Here is a 17431-nt window from a genome sequence, read left to right as displayed (position 1 = left end):
GTTGTGTTGTGTTGTGTTGTGTTGTGTTGTGTTGTGTTGTGTTGTGTTGTGTTGTTAACATACTATAATATATCCTATTGTAAGTATAACTATATAATTTATTTTTATAAAGTCAAGCCTACACTTTTTAAATCATATTCAAGCATTATTTTTACTAATTCTTTAAATGTAGTTTTCGGCTTCCAGCCTAATTTTTCTTTTGCTTTTGCAGGATTTCCTAATAAAAGATCAACTTCTGCAGGTCTGTAATATCTAGGATCTATCTCTACATATTTTTTCCAGTCAAGCCCAACAAGTGAAAAAGCTTCATCTAAAAATTCTCTCACAGAATGAGTTTCCCCTGTAGCTATGACATAATCGTCAGGTTTTTCCTGCTGAAGCATAAGCCACATTGCCTCAACATAATCTTTAGCATATCCCCAATCTCTTTTTGAATCTAAATTGCCTAAATATAATTTATCCTGTTCTTTATTAAGTATTTTAGCAATAGCATGAGTAATTTTTTTTGTTACAAAAGTTTCCCCGCGTCTTGGACTTTCATGATTAAATAATATTCCATTTGCAGCATACATATCATAACTTTCCCTATAATTTACAGTTATCCAATATGAATATACCTTAGCACAAGCATAAGGACTTCTAGGATAAAACGGAGTTTTTTCTGTCTGAGGTGTTTCAGCTACTTTTCCATATAATTCGCTTGTAGATGCCTGATAAAATTTTGTTTTTATCTGCGTTTCTTTAATAGCATCTAATAATCTTATTGTACCAAGTCCTGAAACATCTGCCGTATATTCAGGCATATCAAAACTTACTCTTACATGACTTTGAGCTGCTAAATTATATATTTCATCAGGCTGTACTTTTTCTAATATTCTTGATAAATTAGAACTGTCAGACAAATCCCCATAATGAAGAAACATTTTTACATCATTTATATGAGGATCTCTATATAGATGATCTATTCTTTCAGTATTAAAAGATGAGCTTCTTCTAATAATTCCGTGTACCTCATAATTTTTTTCTAATAAAAGTTCTGTTAAATAAGAACCGTCCTGTCCTGTTATTCCTGTAATAAGTGCTTTTTTCATTTTTATATCCTACTATTTAGTATAACTTTTTAAAAAATCATTATAAGCTATTTTTAATCCTTCTTCAAGTTCTGTTTTATATTTCCAGCCTAAAGAATTAATTTTTGTTACATCTAGTAATTTTCTCATAGTACCATCTGGTTTAGAACTGTCTAAAATTATACTGCCTTCAAAACCTACAGTCTTTTTTATTAATTCTGCAAGCTCTTTAATTGTAACTTCTTTTCCTGAACCTATATTAATAAATTTGCCTATATCTTTTGCATTCTTATTTTCCATTAAATAAAGACAGGCTTCTGCTAAATCATCAGAAAACATAAACTCTCTTAAAGGAGTTCCGCTTCCCCAAATTGTAGTTTCTTCTAAATTGTTTATTTTTGCTTCATAAAATCTTCTTATAAGCATTGGTATAACATGTGCATTTTCAGTATGATAATTATCATTAATGCCGTATAGATTACAAGGCATAACAGCTATATAATTTGTGTTATACTGTCTGTTATAAGCGTCGCATAATTCTATACCTGCAATTTTTGCCAAAGCATAAGGCTGATTTGTACTCTCTAAATAGCCTGAAAGTAAATATTCTTCTTTTATAGGCTGATCACATTCTTTAGGATATATACAGCTTGAGCCTAAAAACATTAACTTTTCAGCATTATATTTATATGATGCTTCTATTATATTATTTTGTATTTGCAAATTATATAAAAGAAAATCAACAGGGTAGGTATTATTAGCATATATTCCGCCCACCTTTGCTGCTGATAAAAATACCCATTCAGGCTTTTCTTTTTCAAAAAAATTAAATACATCTTCTCTATTTCTCAAATCTAATTCAGAGTGAGTTTTTCTTAATATATTATTATAACCATTTTTTATAAGAACCCTATCTATAGCACTTCCTACCAAACCTTTATGCCCTGCTATATATACTTTTTTCAAAATTTACCCCCGCAAAATTATTTATCTTTTCCTGTTATTGCTTCAACTATATTAACTAAATTTGCAATAGAACGGTTAAAATATACTAATACATCTCCGTATAAATGTGCATTCAAAGCGGGTATTAATGATTTATCAACATTATCATAATGCCTTTCTCTTGCTTCATAATAAAAGCCTTTTATATTATGATATTTTTTCATAGCCTCATCATAAGTTTTTTCTTTATTCAGATTATAATACTGAAGTATTAAAGTTGATAAATAATCTATAAAATTTTTATTATTATCAATCATTTTTATAATATCTTCTCTTTGCGTATCATTAAATAATGTTTTTTTCTCACTTCCTTTTATAATGGCTTTACCCAAATCCTTTAAATTATCCCCTAGATTTTCATAATATGTGCTTATATTTATGAGAGAAGCTATATTAGATGAGTTTATGCTGTTTTTTCCTAAAAGTTTTAATAAAAAAGTATGTATTTCATGATCTGTATTATCAAGCATTTTTTCATGATCTTTTATTTTTGTAAGAAGTCTTTCACTTGGACTGTCAAATAGCTGTTCTATCCTAGAAAGCATTTTTTTGGCAGTTTCTCCCATATATGCTACTTCTTTTCTTACTTCTATTTCAGCAGAAACAGGCATATTCAGTAATTTATCAGAAAGCACACTGACATGCTTTTCATCTTCCTTATCCTTAATAATAAAGCATACAATTTTTTCTAATTTTTCTGTTAAGAAGTAAAATACTATAACATTGATAATATTAAATATCGTATGTGCTGCTGCTATATAGAAAGATATATTTACATATTTATTATTAACTACCAAATTAGGTCCTCCTATATTCATAAAGCCTAAAACTATATCAACTAACTTTATATAATATGGGAATAGAAAGAACATATATGCTACACCTAATATATTAAACAAACAATGTACTAAAGCAGCTCTCTTCGCATTGGTAGAAGCTCCTAATGTTGCTAAAACTGCAGTAATTGTTGTACCTATATTTTGTCCTAATATCAAAGCCACTCCTGTAGGATAATCTATTAAACCTACTGCAGCTAATGATATTGTAACGCCTAAAGCTGCACTGCTTGACTGTATAATTGCTGTTACAACCATACCTATTACTACACATAAAAATCTTCCGTAAAGTGTATTAGCATTTGCAAGCAAAAATATATTTTTAAAATCTTCTGAATTTCTTACACCCTCAAAAGCCATTTTCATAAGTATAAGTCCGTAAAATATCATACCGAAGCCCATTAATATTTCGCCAAAGAATCTAAGTCTTCTATTTTCCGAACCGAATATTACTATGATAGAACCTATTCCAAGAGAAGGAAGAGCAAGTACATCTATATTTAAAGATATTATCCAGCCTGTAATAGTAGTACCTACATTAGCACCAAGTATTATATTTATAGCCTGCGAAAGCGTTATTATATTAGCATTTACAAAACTTACCGCCATTACAGTGACAGCACTGCTTGACTGAACCATAGCAGTTATTACAAAACCTAGAGCAATTCCAAATATCTTATTTTTAGTTACTTTATTTAATATATCTTTTAAAGCGTTTTCTGTACTTTCCTGAAGTCCGTCTGAAAATACTTTAAGACCGTACATAAAAAGTCCGAAACCGCCGATTAGGGAAAAAGCTAGGTTTAAAAACATATCTTATATCCTATAACTTATTAAATTAAGAGTGTTTAGAATATCATAAATAGACAAAAAGTCAATAAAAATAAGATATTATGTTAACTATGTTACGAATTTATTAAAAAAATTATATACTATGAATATATATAATTAAGAAAAACATCAAAACTTTAAAATATTTTCATAATGAAGGCATTAAAGTAAAAACACCGAATCAAAAACATCAGATATTTTTGCTTATAAAAAGATATAAAATAAATTCGCATTAATATTTATATTAATTATATTAAATTAATACAAGAATTATTTTTTAGTTTTTCCATTTGGGTTTTTAGAAGTTATATTTTTATATACATTTTTCTTCACAGGTTTTAACTGCTTTAATTGATTTATTTTTTCTCTTATTTCAATAGCCTTTTCAAACTCTAAATTATCAGAGGCTCTTTTCATTTCTTTTTCTAATTCTTTTATATAATCTCCGCTTCTTTGTTCAGGATCAATTTTTACTCTTTCATTAAATCGTCTGAAATCAAAATGAAGTTCATAAGAAGCTTCAGTTTTTTCTTCTCTTTCAATTATATCCTGTATTTTTTTGATGATTGTTTTAGGAGTGATATTATGCTCTTTATTATACTCCGTCTGTATTTTTCTTCTTCTTTCTGTTTCATCAATAGCAGTTCTCATAGCATCGCTTATAGTATCAGCAAACATTATAACTCTGCCGTTAGAATTTCTTGCAGCACGTCCTATAGTTTGTATTAGGGTAGTGGTATTTCTTAAAAAACCTGTTTTATCAGCATCAAGTATTAATATTAATGATACTTCAGGAACATCAAGACCCTCTCTTAAAAGGTTTATTCCTACAAGCACATCAAAAGCACCAAGCCTCAAATCTCTTATTATCTCAACGCGTTCTACAGTTTGAATATCAGAATGAAGATAACGAGTTCTAACTCCGTTTTCATTTAAATATTTGGTAAGGTCTTCAGCCATTTTTTTTGTAAGAGTTGTTATAAATATTCTTTCATTATTTGAAATTGTTTTTTTTATCTCTTCAAGTATTCTGTCAATTTGCCCGTCAATAGGATATACTTCTATAATAGGGTCAAGCAAGCCTGTAGGACGAATAATCTGTTCTACAACCTTGCTGCTTTTCTTTAATTCATATTCTGCAGGAGTGGCACTGATATATATTGTATCATTAGTAAGTTTTTCAAATTCATCAAAAAATAATGGTCTGTTATCAAGTGCTGAAGGAAGTCTGAAACCGTACTTTACTAAAGTTTCTTTTCTGCTTCTGTCTCCGAAAAACATTCCTCTTATTTGAGGCACGCTTACATGCGATTCATCTATAATAGTTAAAAAATCTTCAGGAAAATAATCTATTAAACAAGCAGGTCTGTCTCCTTCTTTTCTGCCTGATAAAGGACGCGAATAATTTTCTATACCTGCACAGTATCCAACTTCTCTAAGCATTTCTATATCATATTTTGTTCTTCCGTATATCCTTTCTGCTTCTACTAATTTTCCTTCGGATTTAAATTTATTATATTGTTCTTCAAGTTCTTCTTCTATTAATTTTATACCAGACGCTAACTTTTCTCCTCCTGTAACAAAGTGCTTTGCTGGGTATATTACAACTCTGTCCTGCTCTGCTAATTTTTCTCTCGTTATAGGATTAATTTTTATTATACGCTCAACGGTATCGCCGAAAAAATCCACTCGTATAACTTCATCAGAATATGCACTCATTATCTCTATAGTATCTCCTATAACCTTAAATTTGGCTCTTTCAAGTATATCTTTTACTCTCTCATATTGTATAGATACCAATTTTTCTATTATCTCATCTCTGTCATATTCTCCGTCTTTTTCTATAGCTATATAAAGTTTTCTATAATCTTCAGGAGAGCCCAAACCGTATATACATGAAACAGAAGCCACTATTATAACATCTCTCCTTTCAAGAAGCGATGTAGTTGCTTTAAGTCTTAATCTGTCAATTTCATCATTAACAGAAGCATCTTTATCAATATATAAATCCTTTGCAGGAACATAAGCTTCAGGCTGATAATAATCATAATATGAAACAAAATATTCAACTGCATTATTAGGGAAAAAATCTTTAAGCTCTCTGTAAAGCTGTGCTGCTAAAGTTTTATTATGCGACATTACTAGAGTAGGTCTGTTAGCTTTTTCTATAACATTAGCTATAGTAAAAGTTTTTCCGCTTGCTGTAACTCCAAGCAGAGTCTGATATTTATTTTTATTTTCAAGTCCTTTTGCCAAAGAGTCTATTGCAGTTATTTGATCTCCTGATGGTTTGAACTCGGATTCTAATTTAAAATTCATGAAATTCATAGAAAAGATTATACTATATTTTTTTATATTTAGCAAATTATTTATTTATTCTTTTCAATTTAGATTTTAAAACATTAAATTCTCTGTATATATTTATATAATAAGGATTAAAATTTAAATCTTTATTATAGTATAATTTTTTTAAATATAATTTAGACCATACAATAAAATGTAATGTATGAAATCTTATTTTTTTGTTTACTGAATCTTTAATATAATTGCAAAAAGGAATATCATTTTCAAAAAATATTTTCTTCATTTCATATTTTCCTTTTTTAAGCATTTCAAAATCATCTCTTCCATAAATAATTGCAGAATCAAATATGGAATCATTTTGTACCTTAGATAAATTTCCAATCTCTAAATTATAATTTGAAAAAAATTCTCTTGAAATATCCATATCAGAAATACTTCCTGCAACGCCGTCATTTACTCTGTATGTATTATAGTACATATCTTTTAATTTATTTATTTCATTTTCATCAGTATATTTAAATAATAAATATTTAGAAAATTCTTCTAATATTTTTATATCTCTTATATACATAGTGAGTGCTAAATTATGCGAGAGAGATATATTATAATTATTAAATGGTTTTAAAGATTCTTCTAAATCGGAAAATATTAAAACATCGCTGTCAATATGCATACATTCTTTAATGCTGTATTCTTTCATAAAATCTTTTAATATAATCCATCTTTGCATACAAAACATTTCATAATTAGGATTGCTTTTTCCAAGATGTATATATTTGTTTTTAAAACTTACAGATTCTTCTTTTATAACTTTATTTATATTTATAAACTCACAGTATTTTTTATACTCTTTATATTCTCTGTCAGATATTAAAAATATATCTGCATTTTTATTTGTATGTTTTATTTTTCTAAGTGTATAAATTAGATATTTAGCAAATCCTGTATGTATTATAACTATATTCATTATAATACATACCCTTTATTAATTGAGTATAAATTTTTTTTATATATGCAAAAAAAATAATTATCTACTGTAGACTGTAGACTGTAGACTGTAGACTGTAGACTGTAGACTGTAGACTGTAGACTGTTTAACTAGATTCATATTAATGCATTATATAATATTATTAAAATTAGTCAATATTTAATTAATAAAAATTTACAGTTCTTGAAAGCACTACTGTTTTATTATCAAAATCTGTAACTTCAGCCTTAAAAGTATATTTTCCTCTCTTAGGTATAAATATTCCGCCTCTATAAAAATGAGAATCCACGCCGTATACTTCCTCAAAAGTATAATTAGGTGCTATATAATAAACATTATCTCTTTTTATAAAATATGTAAAATCATAATCTCTTAATAAATCATCATTCATAAAAATTTTTACTCTTTTAAGCCCCATAGGTATGCCGTCTAAAAGATCATAAGATTTTAAAAATAATTTTATTTCTCCGTTATATCTCATATTCATTTTATCTTTTATCTGTATAAGTCTGTTTTCAGTTCTTAAATATATTCCGTGAATTAAAGGAGCCTGAGAAGAACCCTTATCTATATTTAAATATTCTAATGGGTCTACAACTAATCCCTCTTTCATATTTTCTATTGTAAGATGCAGATGTGCTCCCCCTGATCTTCCGCTGTTTCCTGTTAAAGCAACTGCATCTTTTTCAGTTACCTTTGCATAAGATTTTTCTATGCTTCCTGACTCTATATGATAATAATAACTTCTTAAACTATCAGGATGCTCTATCATAAGAACATTGCCCACACCATAAAGAGGTCTTGTAGGGTCTTCCTCTTCATCTATATAATAAACTATTTCTCCGTCTTTTACAGGATATATTTCCATTTTATTACCGCCGAAATCAACGCCGTTATGAAAATGATCTGTTCTGAACTCTCCGAATGTGCTTGTGATTCTTATTCTGTTGGGATCAATAGGAACTCTTGCAAATAATAATGATGATACTGCAAGAAACAATAATATATATTTTTTATATTCTTTCATAGCTTAACCCTTTTATATGTATAAATCATTTTGTCTGTTACAATCATATATTCATTTTCTAAATTTGATATATCAAGATTATATACCCATCCGTCTATCTCTTTTTCAAATACAACTTCCTTATCATTATTATCGTATATCAAAACTACGCTTTTAGCATCTTTAGATATGCTCATAATAGTTGAATTTGTTTCGCTGTTTAATTTCATATTAATTGCATTCTGCATATTATATTTTTCTATATTTATTCTATTAATTTCTTTTCCTTTGTTCATAGAATATAATATAATATCTTTATCGGCAAGCATAAATGCAGTCATAGATTTTTCGCTTATATAGCTTGATACATGCCGTCTTCTATTTAACTCTGTATTTAAATACCATATAGTATTTCCATTGGCATCATAAAGAGTAATATATTCAGGTCTTATTCCGCTTACTGCCAAAGCAAAACTTCCGTATTCGCTTATAGCAACAGATTTTACTATATTAATTTCGCTTAGTATAGTTGATATTGCAAAAGATAAATTACCATTTCTATTAATATAAGCAATATCTCCGCTTGAAAAACCTGCAATATAATCGCCTGTATGCAAAGCAAAAGCTCCGTCAGTAATAATTTCTCCGTATTGTATATGTCTGCTTAACGGATTATTATTAAAATCAAACATTTGTATCTTTGAATTATCGCTTGAATGATATATTATTCTTTCAGCATAAGGAGATATTTCAGGATAAATAGATGTATTAGTACGCCATACAATAACACCTGTATTATTATATGCATCTATATAATTTCCGTATCTTTTATAAATAACAAAATTTTTATTATTTAAAGTTGCTAATTCTCCTCTTGATAAATTGGTGCTGTATATTGTATCTCCGTTAAAATCAAAATAATGTACTATTCCTTCAGGCTTTACAAAGAAATTATGCTTAAATACTCCGTCTATATTAAATTTATCATCGTGAGAAGGAGATGCTATAGATGAAGTTTTTTTATTCCAAACATTAACAGTATTATATTCTTCATTTAATCTTTTAGTTCCGAAAAAAAATATAAATAATATAATCAATACCAAAGTACTTATTATAGTTAAATATCTAATAAAAAAAGGCTCTATTTTATGTATATTTTCAAATTCTATAACTGCTCTTTCTTTTATCTTCATTATTGTTTAATCATTCTTTACTATTATTTATTTTTACTATTATTTAATTATCTTTATTATTTAATATATAAATATTAAGCTTAATACATATAACATTATTAAAAATATTAATTATTTTATCTGCGTTAAAACTTTAGTATTAAAAGAAACAGGCTTTTCTAAAATACTTAAAGGATCAAAGGTCATATTTCCAGCCCTCATTTCCCAATGACAATGCGGACCTGTAGACATTCCTGTAGAGCCTATTAAACCTATAATTTCTCCTTTTCTTACATACTGTCCTTCTTCTGCTATTAGTTTAGACATATGAAAGTATGAACTGTATACGCCTTCGCCATGATCTATAACTACGCAGTTTCCTCTTACAAATAATTCTCTTGATACCCTTACAATACCATTATTAGCTGCCATTATAGGAGTACCGTTTGTATTTGCAATATCAAATCCCTGATGATATCTTGCATAATCTTTGGTATATCCTCTAAAAGCACCGAAACCTGAAGAATATCTTCCCTGAGAAGGCATAATATAAACTTTATCTGCATAATTAGTAGGAGTATAGCTTATATATATTTTACCGTTTAACAATTCTCTTTCTTCTTTAGATTTTTGAGGATTGCTTATAATATTTCTCATAGTAGAAGTAACACCGGGTATTTGATTAGGCTTTGGGGGCGGGGGAGTAAAGTCTAATTTTATATCTATTGCAGTATTTAAAATAGTTTTATCTTTTAATTTTATATCTGATATAAACTGATATTTTTCATCTTGAGAACCTACATATATACCGAAAACACTTTTATAAACTTTCATATTTCTATCAGCATCTTTTACCTCAAAGAATTTTACTATAGGTCTTGCACTTCCTAGAAGTTTTGCATTTTCTATTTTTACTTCATCTTTAGAAGCTATGAATATGGTAGATACTTTACCTGCATAGAATGGAAAAGGATCTGCATATATTTTTATATCATTATCATATTTTTTGAAATCTTCTAAAGAATCAAAAGCATTATTTCTTGTGTACATAGCTCCGCTTATCAGATGAGCATTTTGACTGCTTATTTTTACTTTAGTATTTGGAGAAAGATAATAATATTTATTTGCAATTTTTATTTCGGCAAAAGAATTTTTTTCAGTTTCTATAATATCATTTAATAATACTTCATCAGATTTTTTTATATCTGCTTTTTTTCCGTCTCTTATAACAGAAGTATTTCCAGAAAATTGAATTTCATTCTGCGGATATAAAGATAATGAAATAAAAAATATAATACTGATAATATATTTCATAACAACTCAAACCTCCCAAAAATTATTATAATTATTTTCTATATGAAGCTTTATCTAATTTTAATAAATGTTCTTTAATATCTATATTGGCAGGAGCAAGTTCAAAAGCTTTTGTAAGGAATTCTTTAGCTCTTTCAAAATCGCTCTTTTTAAGAAAAGCCCAGCCTAATGAATCTAAATATGCAGGATTATTAGGATCTATTGCTAATGCTTTTTTTATTTCTTCTATGCCTTCATCTACATTTGTTTCTGTATCTGCAAGTATAAAGCCAAGAGAATTTCTTGCATTTGCACTATTAGGATCAAGTGCTACAGCTTTTTTAAGATGTTCTATAGCTTTTCTGATATTTCCTTTTTTATAATAAACATACCCTAAAGCAGCATGTATCTGAGTATTTTCAACTCCTGAAGATAGGGCATCTATAAGTTCAAATTCTGCTAAATCATACATTTCTTTAACTGCATATATGTATCCCACTATAATATGTGCCTGCATAAGTCTTAAAGGGTTATCTAATCTTCTCATTATTTTATCAAATACCTGAAGAGTATTATCATAATCTTGAATTTGTGCATAGGCTAATGCTAGATGATATCCGGACTCAACATCATTTTTTTCTGAAAATATTTTTTCTAAAGAGTCTATTGCTTCTTTATAGTTTTCATTTCTGAAGAATTTTATGCCGTCTTCTAATTTGCTTCTGCTAGAGCCTATACTCATATATACTCCTAATAATATTTGTATATATTATATTGTATAATGTAAAAATCTCAATATATTTTAAATAAAACTTTAATAAAAAATTATGTAAAGTATTAATTACTAGAATTAATTTAAAAACTGCGACATTTCTTTTGCTATATATTTAGTTTTATCAGCGATAAATGAACAAGTTTCATCATCGCATATATCTGCTAAATCATATTCTAAACTATTATTAGAAAAATCTTCTAATACATTTATAAACATTTCTATATCTTCTTTATCTGCATTTATTGATATATATTTATCTTTAGAATTATTATCTAAATCTTTTAGTTTTATCTGCTTACTATTAAGACATTCCAAAACTAAAACCGATAAATCTAATATTAAATCAATAACTATATCTATATCATGTTCATTATTGTTAGAAATATATTTAATATCTTTAGTGCTTCTAAATGAATCAGATTTTATTTGAGAATATTCATTATAAATATTAAAATCATTAAATATTTTTTTTATGCTATACTCTGTTTTATCATCTTCATTAAAATAATCCATCAGCACAAAAGAATCTTCAGTATCTCCGAAGCATTCTCCCCATAATTTATCTATATACATATCATTACCTTTCATTATATCAATTACAAATTAATTTTATTTATTTAATTTTATTTATTTAATTTTATTTATGCTCTGCATTATATCAGGAATATATTATTTGTAAAGTTTAAAAATTATTATATTAGCTTGACTTTTTATTATTTTTAGTATATTATTAATCACATCTAAAAATATGGCGGCGTCGCCAAGTGGTAAGGCAGGAGTCTGCAAAACTCTTATCATCGGTTCAAATCCGTTCGCCGCCTCATTTTCCTAATTATGATTGACAGCCGAGTAAAGAGATTATATTTATTCCTTATTTGTTTTGTTATAGGAAGTATTGCCGTATTAATTCAGCTATTTAATCTTACAATTAAAGAAAGAAAATCTATTTCTTCATTAAGCGGATTAGATAAGCCTAGAGGAACTATATATGATGCTAAAATGCGTCCTCTCACTATAAATGTTCCTGCATATACTATATATTTAGATACAGAATCTGTTTCATTAGACGGGAATGATAATACTGATATTAATGAAGCTTATTCACAGATTTTTAATATAATAGGCATAACAAAAGAAAAATTTAGAGAACTGCTTGGTACAAAAAGAAGAACTATAAGATTAGCCCAGAATATCAATTTTGATTCATATAAAAAGATAAAAGAAATAAAAGATAAATATAATGTTAAAAGTATTTATGGTACGGAAAGCTATAAAAGATTTTATCCTTATAAAGATGTATTTGCTCATATTATAGGATATATGAATAGAACAGAAACTGAAGGCTATGCGGGACTTGAAGCTACATACGAGGCTATTCTTTCATCAGAAAATGATAATCCTAAAGATATAATATTAACTTTAGACAGAGATGTGCAGACTATAGTAAGAAATGAAGTATTAAAAACAGCAGCAGAAAAATCCCCTCAGTCTGTAACTGTAATAGTATCAGATGTTAATACAGGGGCAATAGCAGCAAACTATTCTTATCCTTCATTTGATCCTAATAATCCTTTTATTTATGTAAATAATGAAAGAATGGACAGAAGCATAATGAGTACAATATATCCGGGAAGCACTATGAAAATATTTGCAGATCTTGCCGCAATAGAGCAGGGCGTTGTTAATAGCGATGAAATTTTTCACTGCAATGGATATTATGATTACAGCAGACAAACTAGAATACACTGCGATTATCCTCACGGCGATGTTGCTTTTAATGATATATTAAAATACAGCTGCAATTTTGCCGTTGTAACTATAGCTGAAAGGATAGATAAGCAGTTTTTTTATGATTATCTAAAGAGATTTGGTTTCGGAGAGCCTACAGGAGTAGGACCTTATAAAAATGAGTGGAGCGGAATATATCATCCTTTAAATAAATGGCATAGATTTTCACGCGGTTATTTGGCAATAGGTTATGATTTGAGTGTTACTCCTATGCAGATAGCAGCTTCTTATCTTCCTCTTTTAAATGGGGGCTGGAAAGTACCTATGCATGTTGTTAATTCTTTTTATGACGGCATAGAAAAAATCAGTGCTGTAAATAACTTGAAAAAAACAAGAATCATAGATGAACAGTATTCTCAAATAGCCAGAGTTCTTCTTAGAAAAGGCGTTGAATCAGGTTCTACAGGACATAGGGCTAATCTGCTTAATATAGATATTGTAGGAAAAACAGGCACTGCTATAACAGAAGTTTATAGAAATAATTCAGATGATAAGCCTCAGAAATATTATCAGTCTATATTTATAGGCGGATTTCCTCTTGAAGACCCTAAAATATCTATACTTGTTCTTCTTGATGATCCTTTAGGTGCTGGAAGTCAGGCTGCGGGTAGGGTAGCTGCACCTCTTTTTGCAAAAATTGCAAATCAAATTATACCTTATTTAGGACTTATTGACGGAGAAATACATACTATAAATACTAATGATTTTTTATCTCTGATACCGCCTTCATTAAATATTACGAATAATATTATGCCTAATATTAAAGGGCTTTCTTTAAGAGATGCTTTAAATAATATATCATATATAGTATCAAATAATAATGCTAAAATATCTATACAAGGCGAAGGATATATATCAGACTTTTCACCTCCAGAAGGAACATATATTACTAATAATTCTATAATAAGATTATTATTGAAAGCACCTTTAAAAGAATAATGGAGTTATTTATGTTTAATATACTTACTTTTGGTGAAATTCTATACGATATTTATGATAATATTTCAGTGATAGGAGGAGCTCCTTTTAATTATTCGCTTCAATTATCAAGGCTTATAGAAAATGATGATAAATTAAAGTTCATAACCGCATTAGGAAATGATGACTATTCAAAAAAAGCAGTTGATTTTATAAATAATGAAAATATAGATAAATCATTAATACAAATATTAAATGGTTACGAAACAGGCAAAGCCTCAGTATTTCTTAATGAAAATAAAGTACCTGATTATATAATATATGAAAATGCCGCTTGGGATAATATAGAATATAAAGCTGATATAGAAAATGCTTTGAAAGAAAATTATGATATATTCTATTTTAATATATTATCCCAAAGAAATGAAAAATCATATAATACTTTAAAAAATGTATTTAAAAACTTAAATGCTAAGTATAAAGTATGCGATGTTACATTTAGAAAAAATTATTATACAAAAGAAAAAATAAAAGAATCTTTAGAGTTTATAAATATATTAAAAATCAATGATGATGAGCTTGCCTTAATAAAAGAACTTTTTTATCCTTCTTTGCAAAGTGATAATGAAGTATTACTCAAAGCTATTAATAAAGATTTTAATATTGATTATATATTTCTTACGCTTGGGGCATCAGGTGCAGCTGTATTTTATGATAATGAATATATATTTAATCCTTCTAATAAAGTTAATGTTATTGATACTGTAGGTGCAGGAGATGCTTTTTGTGCTGCATTAAGCTATGCTGTTTTGAAAGGACTTGACATTAAAAATATATTAAAATTTGCTTTAAGCGTTTCAGAAGAGACGATTCAGCTTAAAGGCGGAACAGCAATATATGATATTAAAAAAGTAAAATCTAAATTTGGTTTATGATTATGTTCTACCTGTAAAATATTTGAATCTTTCTTTTGTGAGAAATCTTAAAGAAGTAAAATTCCCTGTATATTTCTCATTATATATGATATTTTTTTTAATATCATCATAGAATTCCTGAAGATTATTATTCATCATTTTATCTATATATTTGGAAGGGTATTTTGATATATACTGATGTATTTGTCTGTTTATTAATAGAGCTATAAATTTTTTCGGAGGCGTATTATATTTAAGCAAAGCCTGATACATTATTATATTTTGTTTTAAAGATGATTTTTCTTCCTGTGTTTTTGCATCTTTTTCCTGATTTTCTAAATCATTTAAAGTGTTTTTTATATTATTTATATTATCTCTGTATATTTTTTTACCTTCATCAGTAAAAGTATAATTAGCATCTATATAAAAAGTATATTCTTTATTATCAGATGATAAAATCTTATCAAATTTTTCAATTACTCTGAATTTTATATCAAGATTATAATTATCCTGAGCAAAACTGTATTGTAAAGCTGTAAATACAAATATTATAATTGTAAAATAGAATTTCATATAATATTATTCGGAATTATTTTTATATTATTTTGGTATAGATGATAATAATCTGATAAAATCTCTGTCATTTGGAAATAATTTTAAAGCCTCTTCTGATATGGTGCTGGCATTATTATATCTTCTTTGATTATATTCTGTAACAGCATAATTATAGTACGATACTTTAAGATTTCTTTTAAGTACATCAGCACTTTCTCCTATATCTGATATGCCTGTTTTATATATTTCTATAGCATTAGGAAAATCTTTTCTGCTTAAATACGAAGTGCCTATAGTATTATAATAATGTACTTTATTATTTTTTGTCATAGCATTATTAGAATCAAATTTAGAAGCCTCTTCCAATGCTTTATAAGAACTTTCAAAATTCTTTTTATTTAAATAATCTAAAGCAAGTCTGTTATAAGCATTAACTAAATTATCATTGTATATTTTAGTATTAGGAGATAAATAATATGCTTTTTTAGCCATAATAAGCTGTTTTTCTAAATCTTTTTCTATTTTTTTTAATGATATAGAATTTGGATATAAAGTTGCTATTAATGTAAGTATATCAACATTATTTCTGTCTCTATAATTACCTTGAGGCACAAATGTAACTATAGTTGAGTTTCCTGCACTTCTTATTTCTTTCTGTCCTGGGTCAAATCCTTTTGATACAGTAGTTTCTACATCAACAGTTTTATTATCAGTATACACAGTACAAAAAGAATGGCTTGAAGTTAATACGCCTGTAACTTTGAATCCAAATTCTCTATACAATAAAGAATACAATATGCTTGAACTTAGACAATTATATTCGCCTTTATATATTAAATCCTGAAATAATGTAGAAGTTTCAAAATATTTTTTTAATGTTCCGCTTGAATAGAGCCAATCAAGTAATTTTTTACCAAATTCATAAGAACCTTCATCTACATAAGGAGATAGTTCTCTTTTGGCAAGATTTCTTATATCATTTAATTTTTGTCTGTAAAATTCAAATTCATCTTTATCTGTAATTCCTGAAGCGATTATAAAGCCGTCATAATGAAGCTCTAAATCATTAGTATTTCCGTTATCTACTTTTGTAAAGAAATCATATTCCAATTCTGTAAGTTCGCCTGCTTCAAACTTTATTCTGTCAGATGGTTTTGAATATATTATTGAATGAGTAAAAATTAATAGAAATAAAACTACTTTAATAATATAGTATTTCATACAGCCTCTATAATTTATAAAATTTATTCTGATAAATTATCAAGTTCATCTCTATATTTAGAAGCATCTTCATATCTTTCTTCTTTTACAGCCTGTTCCAATAATTTCTGCAATTCTTCTCTGTTTTTTTTGCTGTGATTTTCTCTTGTATTTAATTTATCTGATTCATAATTATCATTAATTTCTTCTTTTTTTGTAAAAATGTTTTCATTGCTGCTTTCTTTAAGTTCTTCTCTGTCAAATCTCTGATATGTAAAAGGTATTCCTTCTTTAACTTTCATTAAATTTTCATTTTCCTCTAATATTATGCCTGATTTTTCTATTATATGTTCTTCTATAAATATAGGAGTTTTGAATTTAAGAGAAAGTGCTATAGCATCGGAAGGTCTTGAATCAATGAATATATTTTTACCATTATGTTCTATAACTAATTTTGAAAAGAAAGTATCAATATGCACATTATCTATAATTACATTTATTAATCTTATACTGCAGTTTTGAAATATGCTGTATACTATATCATGTGTGAGAGGTCTTTCAATTTTATATTCTATAAGGCTTGACATTATAGACTGAGCTTCTAAATATGCTATAGATATAGGCACAACCTTATCAGATTTTTCAGGTTTTAAAATAACTACGAAGCCTTTATCTGTAATTGCCAAATTAAGTATTTTAGCTTCTACCACTTTTATACCCCCACATTTATATAGCTGTAATAGTATAATATTAATATATATATATTATTTGTCAAG

General features: G+C 27.3%; 15 protein-coding genes and 1 tRNA gene. 3 read left to right on the top strand and 13 right to left on the bottom strand.

Annotated elements, in window-relative coordinates; translation table 11 throughout:
- Positions 1 to 104: 104 nt before the first annotated feature.
- From gmd to QZ288_RS02480, 10 genes are all read right to left on the bottom strand, one after another.
- Positions 105 to 1091 carry a GDP-mannose 4,6-dehydratase gene (gene gmd / locus QZ288_RS02525; RefSeq protein WP_295154612.1) on the bottom strand — a complete coding sequence of 329 codons (987 nt, stop codon included), beginning with the start codon at positions 1089 to 1091 and terminating at the stop codon, positions 105 to 107.
- A gap of 12 nt (positions 1092 to 1103) precedes the next feature.
- Positions 1104 to 2036: a GDP-L-fucose synthase gene (locus tag QZ288_RS02520; protein WP_295154610.1), complete on the bottom strand. Its 933-nt coding sequence runs from the start codon at positions 2034 to 2036 to the stop codon at positions 1104 to 1106.
- Positions 2037 to 2053: 17 nt separating this feature from the next.
- Positions 2054 to 3724 carry a Na/Pi cotransporter family protein gene (locus QZ288_RS02515; protein ID WP_295154608.1) on the bottom strand — a complete coding sequence of 557 codons (1671 nt, stop codon included), beginning with the start codon at positions 3722 to 3724 and terminating at the stop codon, positions 2054 to 2056.
- A 288-nt stretch (positions 3725 to 4012) separates the two neighbouring features.
- Positions 4013 to 6061, bottom strand: a complete 2049-nt coding sequence (uvrB, locus tag QZ288_RS02510) for an excinuclease ABC subunit UvrB (protein WP_295154624.1) — start codon at positions 6059 to 6061, stop codon at positions 4013 to 4015.
- A 46-nt stretch (positions 6062 to 6107) separates the two neighbouring features.
- The gene (locus tag QZ288_RS02505; protein ID WP_295154606.1) at positions 6108 to 7013 is read right to left on the bottom strand and encodes a hypothetical protein; all 906 of its coding nucleotides are present in this window, start codon (positions 7011 to 7013) and stop codon (positions 6108 to 6110) included.
- A gap of 184 nt (positions 7014 to 7197) precedes the next feature.
- Positions 7198 to 8061 carry a M23 family metallopeptidase gene (locus QZ288_RS02500; protein WP_295154604.1) on the bottom strand — a complete coding sequence of 288 codons (864 nt, stop codon included), beginning with the start codon at positions 8059 to 8061 and terminating at the stop codon, positions 7198 to 7200.
- The gene (locus QZ288_RS02495; RefSeq protein WP_295154602.1) at positions 8058 to 9233 is read right to left on the bottom strand and encodes a hypothetical protein; all 1176 of its coding nucleotides are present in this window, start codon (positions 9231 to 9233) and stop codon (positions 8058 to 8060) included. Before QZ288_RS02495 ends, QZ288_RS02500 begins: the two co-directional genes overlap by 4 nt.
- A 111-nt stretch (positions 9234 to 9344) precedes the next feature.
- Positions 9345 to 10526: a M23 family metallopeptidase gene (locus QZ288_RS02490; RefSeq protein ID WP_295154600.1), complete on the bottom strand. Its 1182-nt coding sequence runs from the start codon at positions 10524 to 10526 to the stop codon at positions 9345 to 9347.
- A 31-nt stretch (positions 10527 to 10557) separates the two neighbouring features.
- Positions 10558 to 11247, bottom strand: coding sequence for a tetratricopeptide repeat protein (locus QZ288_RS02485; RefSeq protein ID WP_295154598.1), 690 nt, complete (start codon positions 11245 to 11247; stop codon positions 10558 to 10560).
- A gap of 108 nt (positions 11248 to 11355) precedes the next feature.
- A complete protein-coding gene (locus QZ288_RS02480; protein WP_295154596.1) occupies positions 11356 to 11853 on the bottom strand; it encodes an imm68 putative immunity domain-containing protein in 498 nt (165 codons plus the stop codon).
- Positions 11854 to 12030: 177 nt separating this feature from the next.
- Between QZ288_RS02480 and QZ288_RS02475 the strand changes: the two genes are divergently transcribed.
- The 3 genes from QZ288_RS02475 to QZ288_RS02465 all read left to right on the top strand — a co-directional run bounded on the left by QZ288_RS02475 (position 12031) and on the right by QZ288_RS02465 (position 14921).
- Positions 12031 to 12101: transfer RNA gene (locus QZ288_RS02475), tRNA-Cys, on the top strand.
- Between the two features lie 13 nt (positions 12102 to 12114).
- Complete coding sequence (locus QZ288_RS02470; RefSeq protein WP_295154594.1) at positions 12115 to 14007, top strand: penicillin-binding protein; 1893 nt, start codon at positions 12115 to 12117, stop codon at positions 14005 to 14007.
- Between the two features lie 11 nt (positions 14008 to 14018).
- Positions 14019 to 14921, top strand: coding sequence for a PfkB family carbohydrate kinase (locus tag QZ288_RS02465; protein ID WP_295154592.1), 903 nt, complete (start codon positions 14019 to 14021; stop codon positions 14919 to 14921).
- On the opposite strand, the gene QZ288_RS02460 is transcribed toward QZ288_RS02465, so the two are convergent.
- Genes QZ288_RS02460 through QZ288_RS02450 form a run of 3 tightly spaced genes read right to left on the bottom strand, consistent with a single transcriptional unit; the run spans position 14922 to position 17365 of the window.
- A complete protein-coding gene (locus QZ288_RS02460; protein WP_295154590.1) occupies positions 14922 to 15473 on the bottom strand; it encodes a hypothetical protein in 552 nt (183 codons plus the stop codon).
- A 27-nt stretch (positions 15474 to 15500) separates the two neighbouring features.
- Entirely contained in the window at positions 15501 to 16676 is a 1176-nt protein-coding gene (locus tag QZ288_RS02455) for a hypothetical protein (protein WP_295154588.1), read from the bottom strand.
- 23 nt (positions 16677 to 16699) lie between these two features.
- Positions 16700 to 17365, bottom strand: coding sequence for a bifunctional nuclease family protein (locus QZ288_RS02450; RefSeq protein ID WP_295154586.1), 666 nt, complete (start codon positions 17363 to 17365; stop codon positions 16700 to 16702).
- Positions 17366 to 17431 lie beyond the last annotated feature (66 nt).

It is taken from the genome of uncultured Brachyspira sp. (assembly GCF_910578695.1).
Taxonomy (GTDB): domain Bacteria; phylum Spirochaetota; class Brachyspiria; order Brachyspirales; family Brachyspiraceae; genus Brachyspira.
This window is presented reverse-complemented; position numbering and strand designations above follow the sequence as displayed.

Coding starts and splice junctions, on each gene's coding strand:
- QZ288_RS02490 (WP_295154600.1), bottom strand. CDS start 10,526: ATGAAATATATTATCAGTATTATATTTTTTATTTCATTATCTTTATAT.
- QZ288_RS02515 (WP_295154608.1), bottom strand. CDS start 3,724: ATGTTTTTAAACCTAGCTTTTTCCCTAATCGGCGGTTTCGGACTTTTT.
- uvrB (WP_295154624.1), bottom strand. CDS start 6,061: ATGAATTTTAAATTAGAATCCGAGTTCAAACCATCAGGAGATCAAATA.
- QZ288_RS02480 (WP_295154596.1), bottom strand. CDS start 11,853: ATGTATATAGATAAATTATGGGGAGAATGCTTCGGAGATACTGAAGAT.
- QZ288_RS02460 (WP_295154590.1), bottom strand. CDS start 15,473: ATGAAATTCTATTTTACAATTATAATATTTGTATTTACAGCTTTACAA.
- gmd (WP_295154612.1), bottom strand. CDS start 1,091: ATGAAAAAAGCACTTATTACAGGAATAACAGGACAGGACGGTTCTTAT.
- QZ288_RS02455 (WP_295154588.1), bottom strand. CDS start 16,676: ATGAAATACTATATTATTAAAGTAGTTTTATTTCTATTAATTTTTACT.
- QZ288_RS02495 (WP_295154602.1), bottom strand. CDS start 9,233: ATGAAGATAAAAGAAAGAGCAGTTATAGAATTTGAAAATATACATAAA.
- QZ288_RS02505 (WP_295154606.1), bottom strand. CDS start 7,013: ATGAATATAGTTATAATACATACAGGATTTGCTAAATATCTAATTTAT.
- QZ288_RS02465 (WP_295154592.1), top strand. CDS start 14,019: ATGTTTAATATACTTACTTTTGGTGAAATTCTATACGATATTTATGAT.
- QZ288_RS02500 (WP_295154604.1), bottom strand. CDS start 8,061: ATGAAAGAATATAAAAAATATATATTATTGTTTCTTGCAGTATCATCA.
- QZ288_RS02485 (WP_295154598.1), bottom strand. CDS start 11,247: ATGAGTATAGGCTCTAGCAGAAGCAAATTAGAAGACGGCATAAAATTC.
- QZ288_RS02470 (WP_295154594.1), top strand. CDS start 12,115: ATGATTGACAGCCGAGTAAAGAGATTATATTTATTCCTTATTTGTTTT.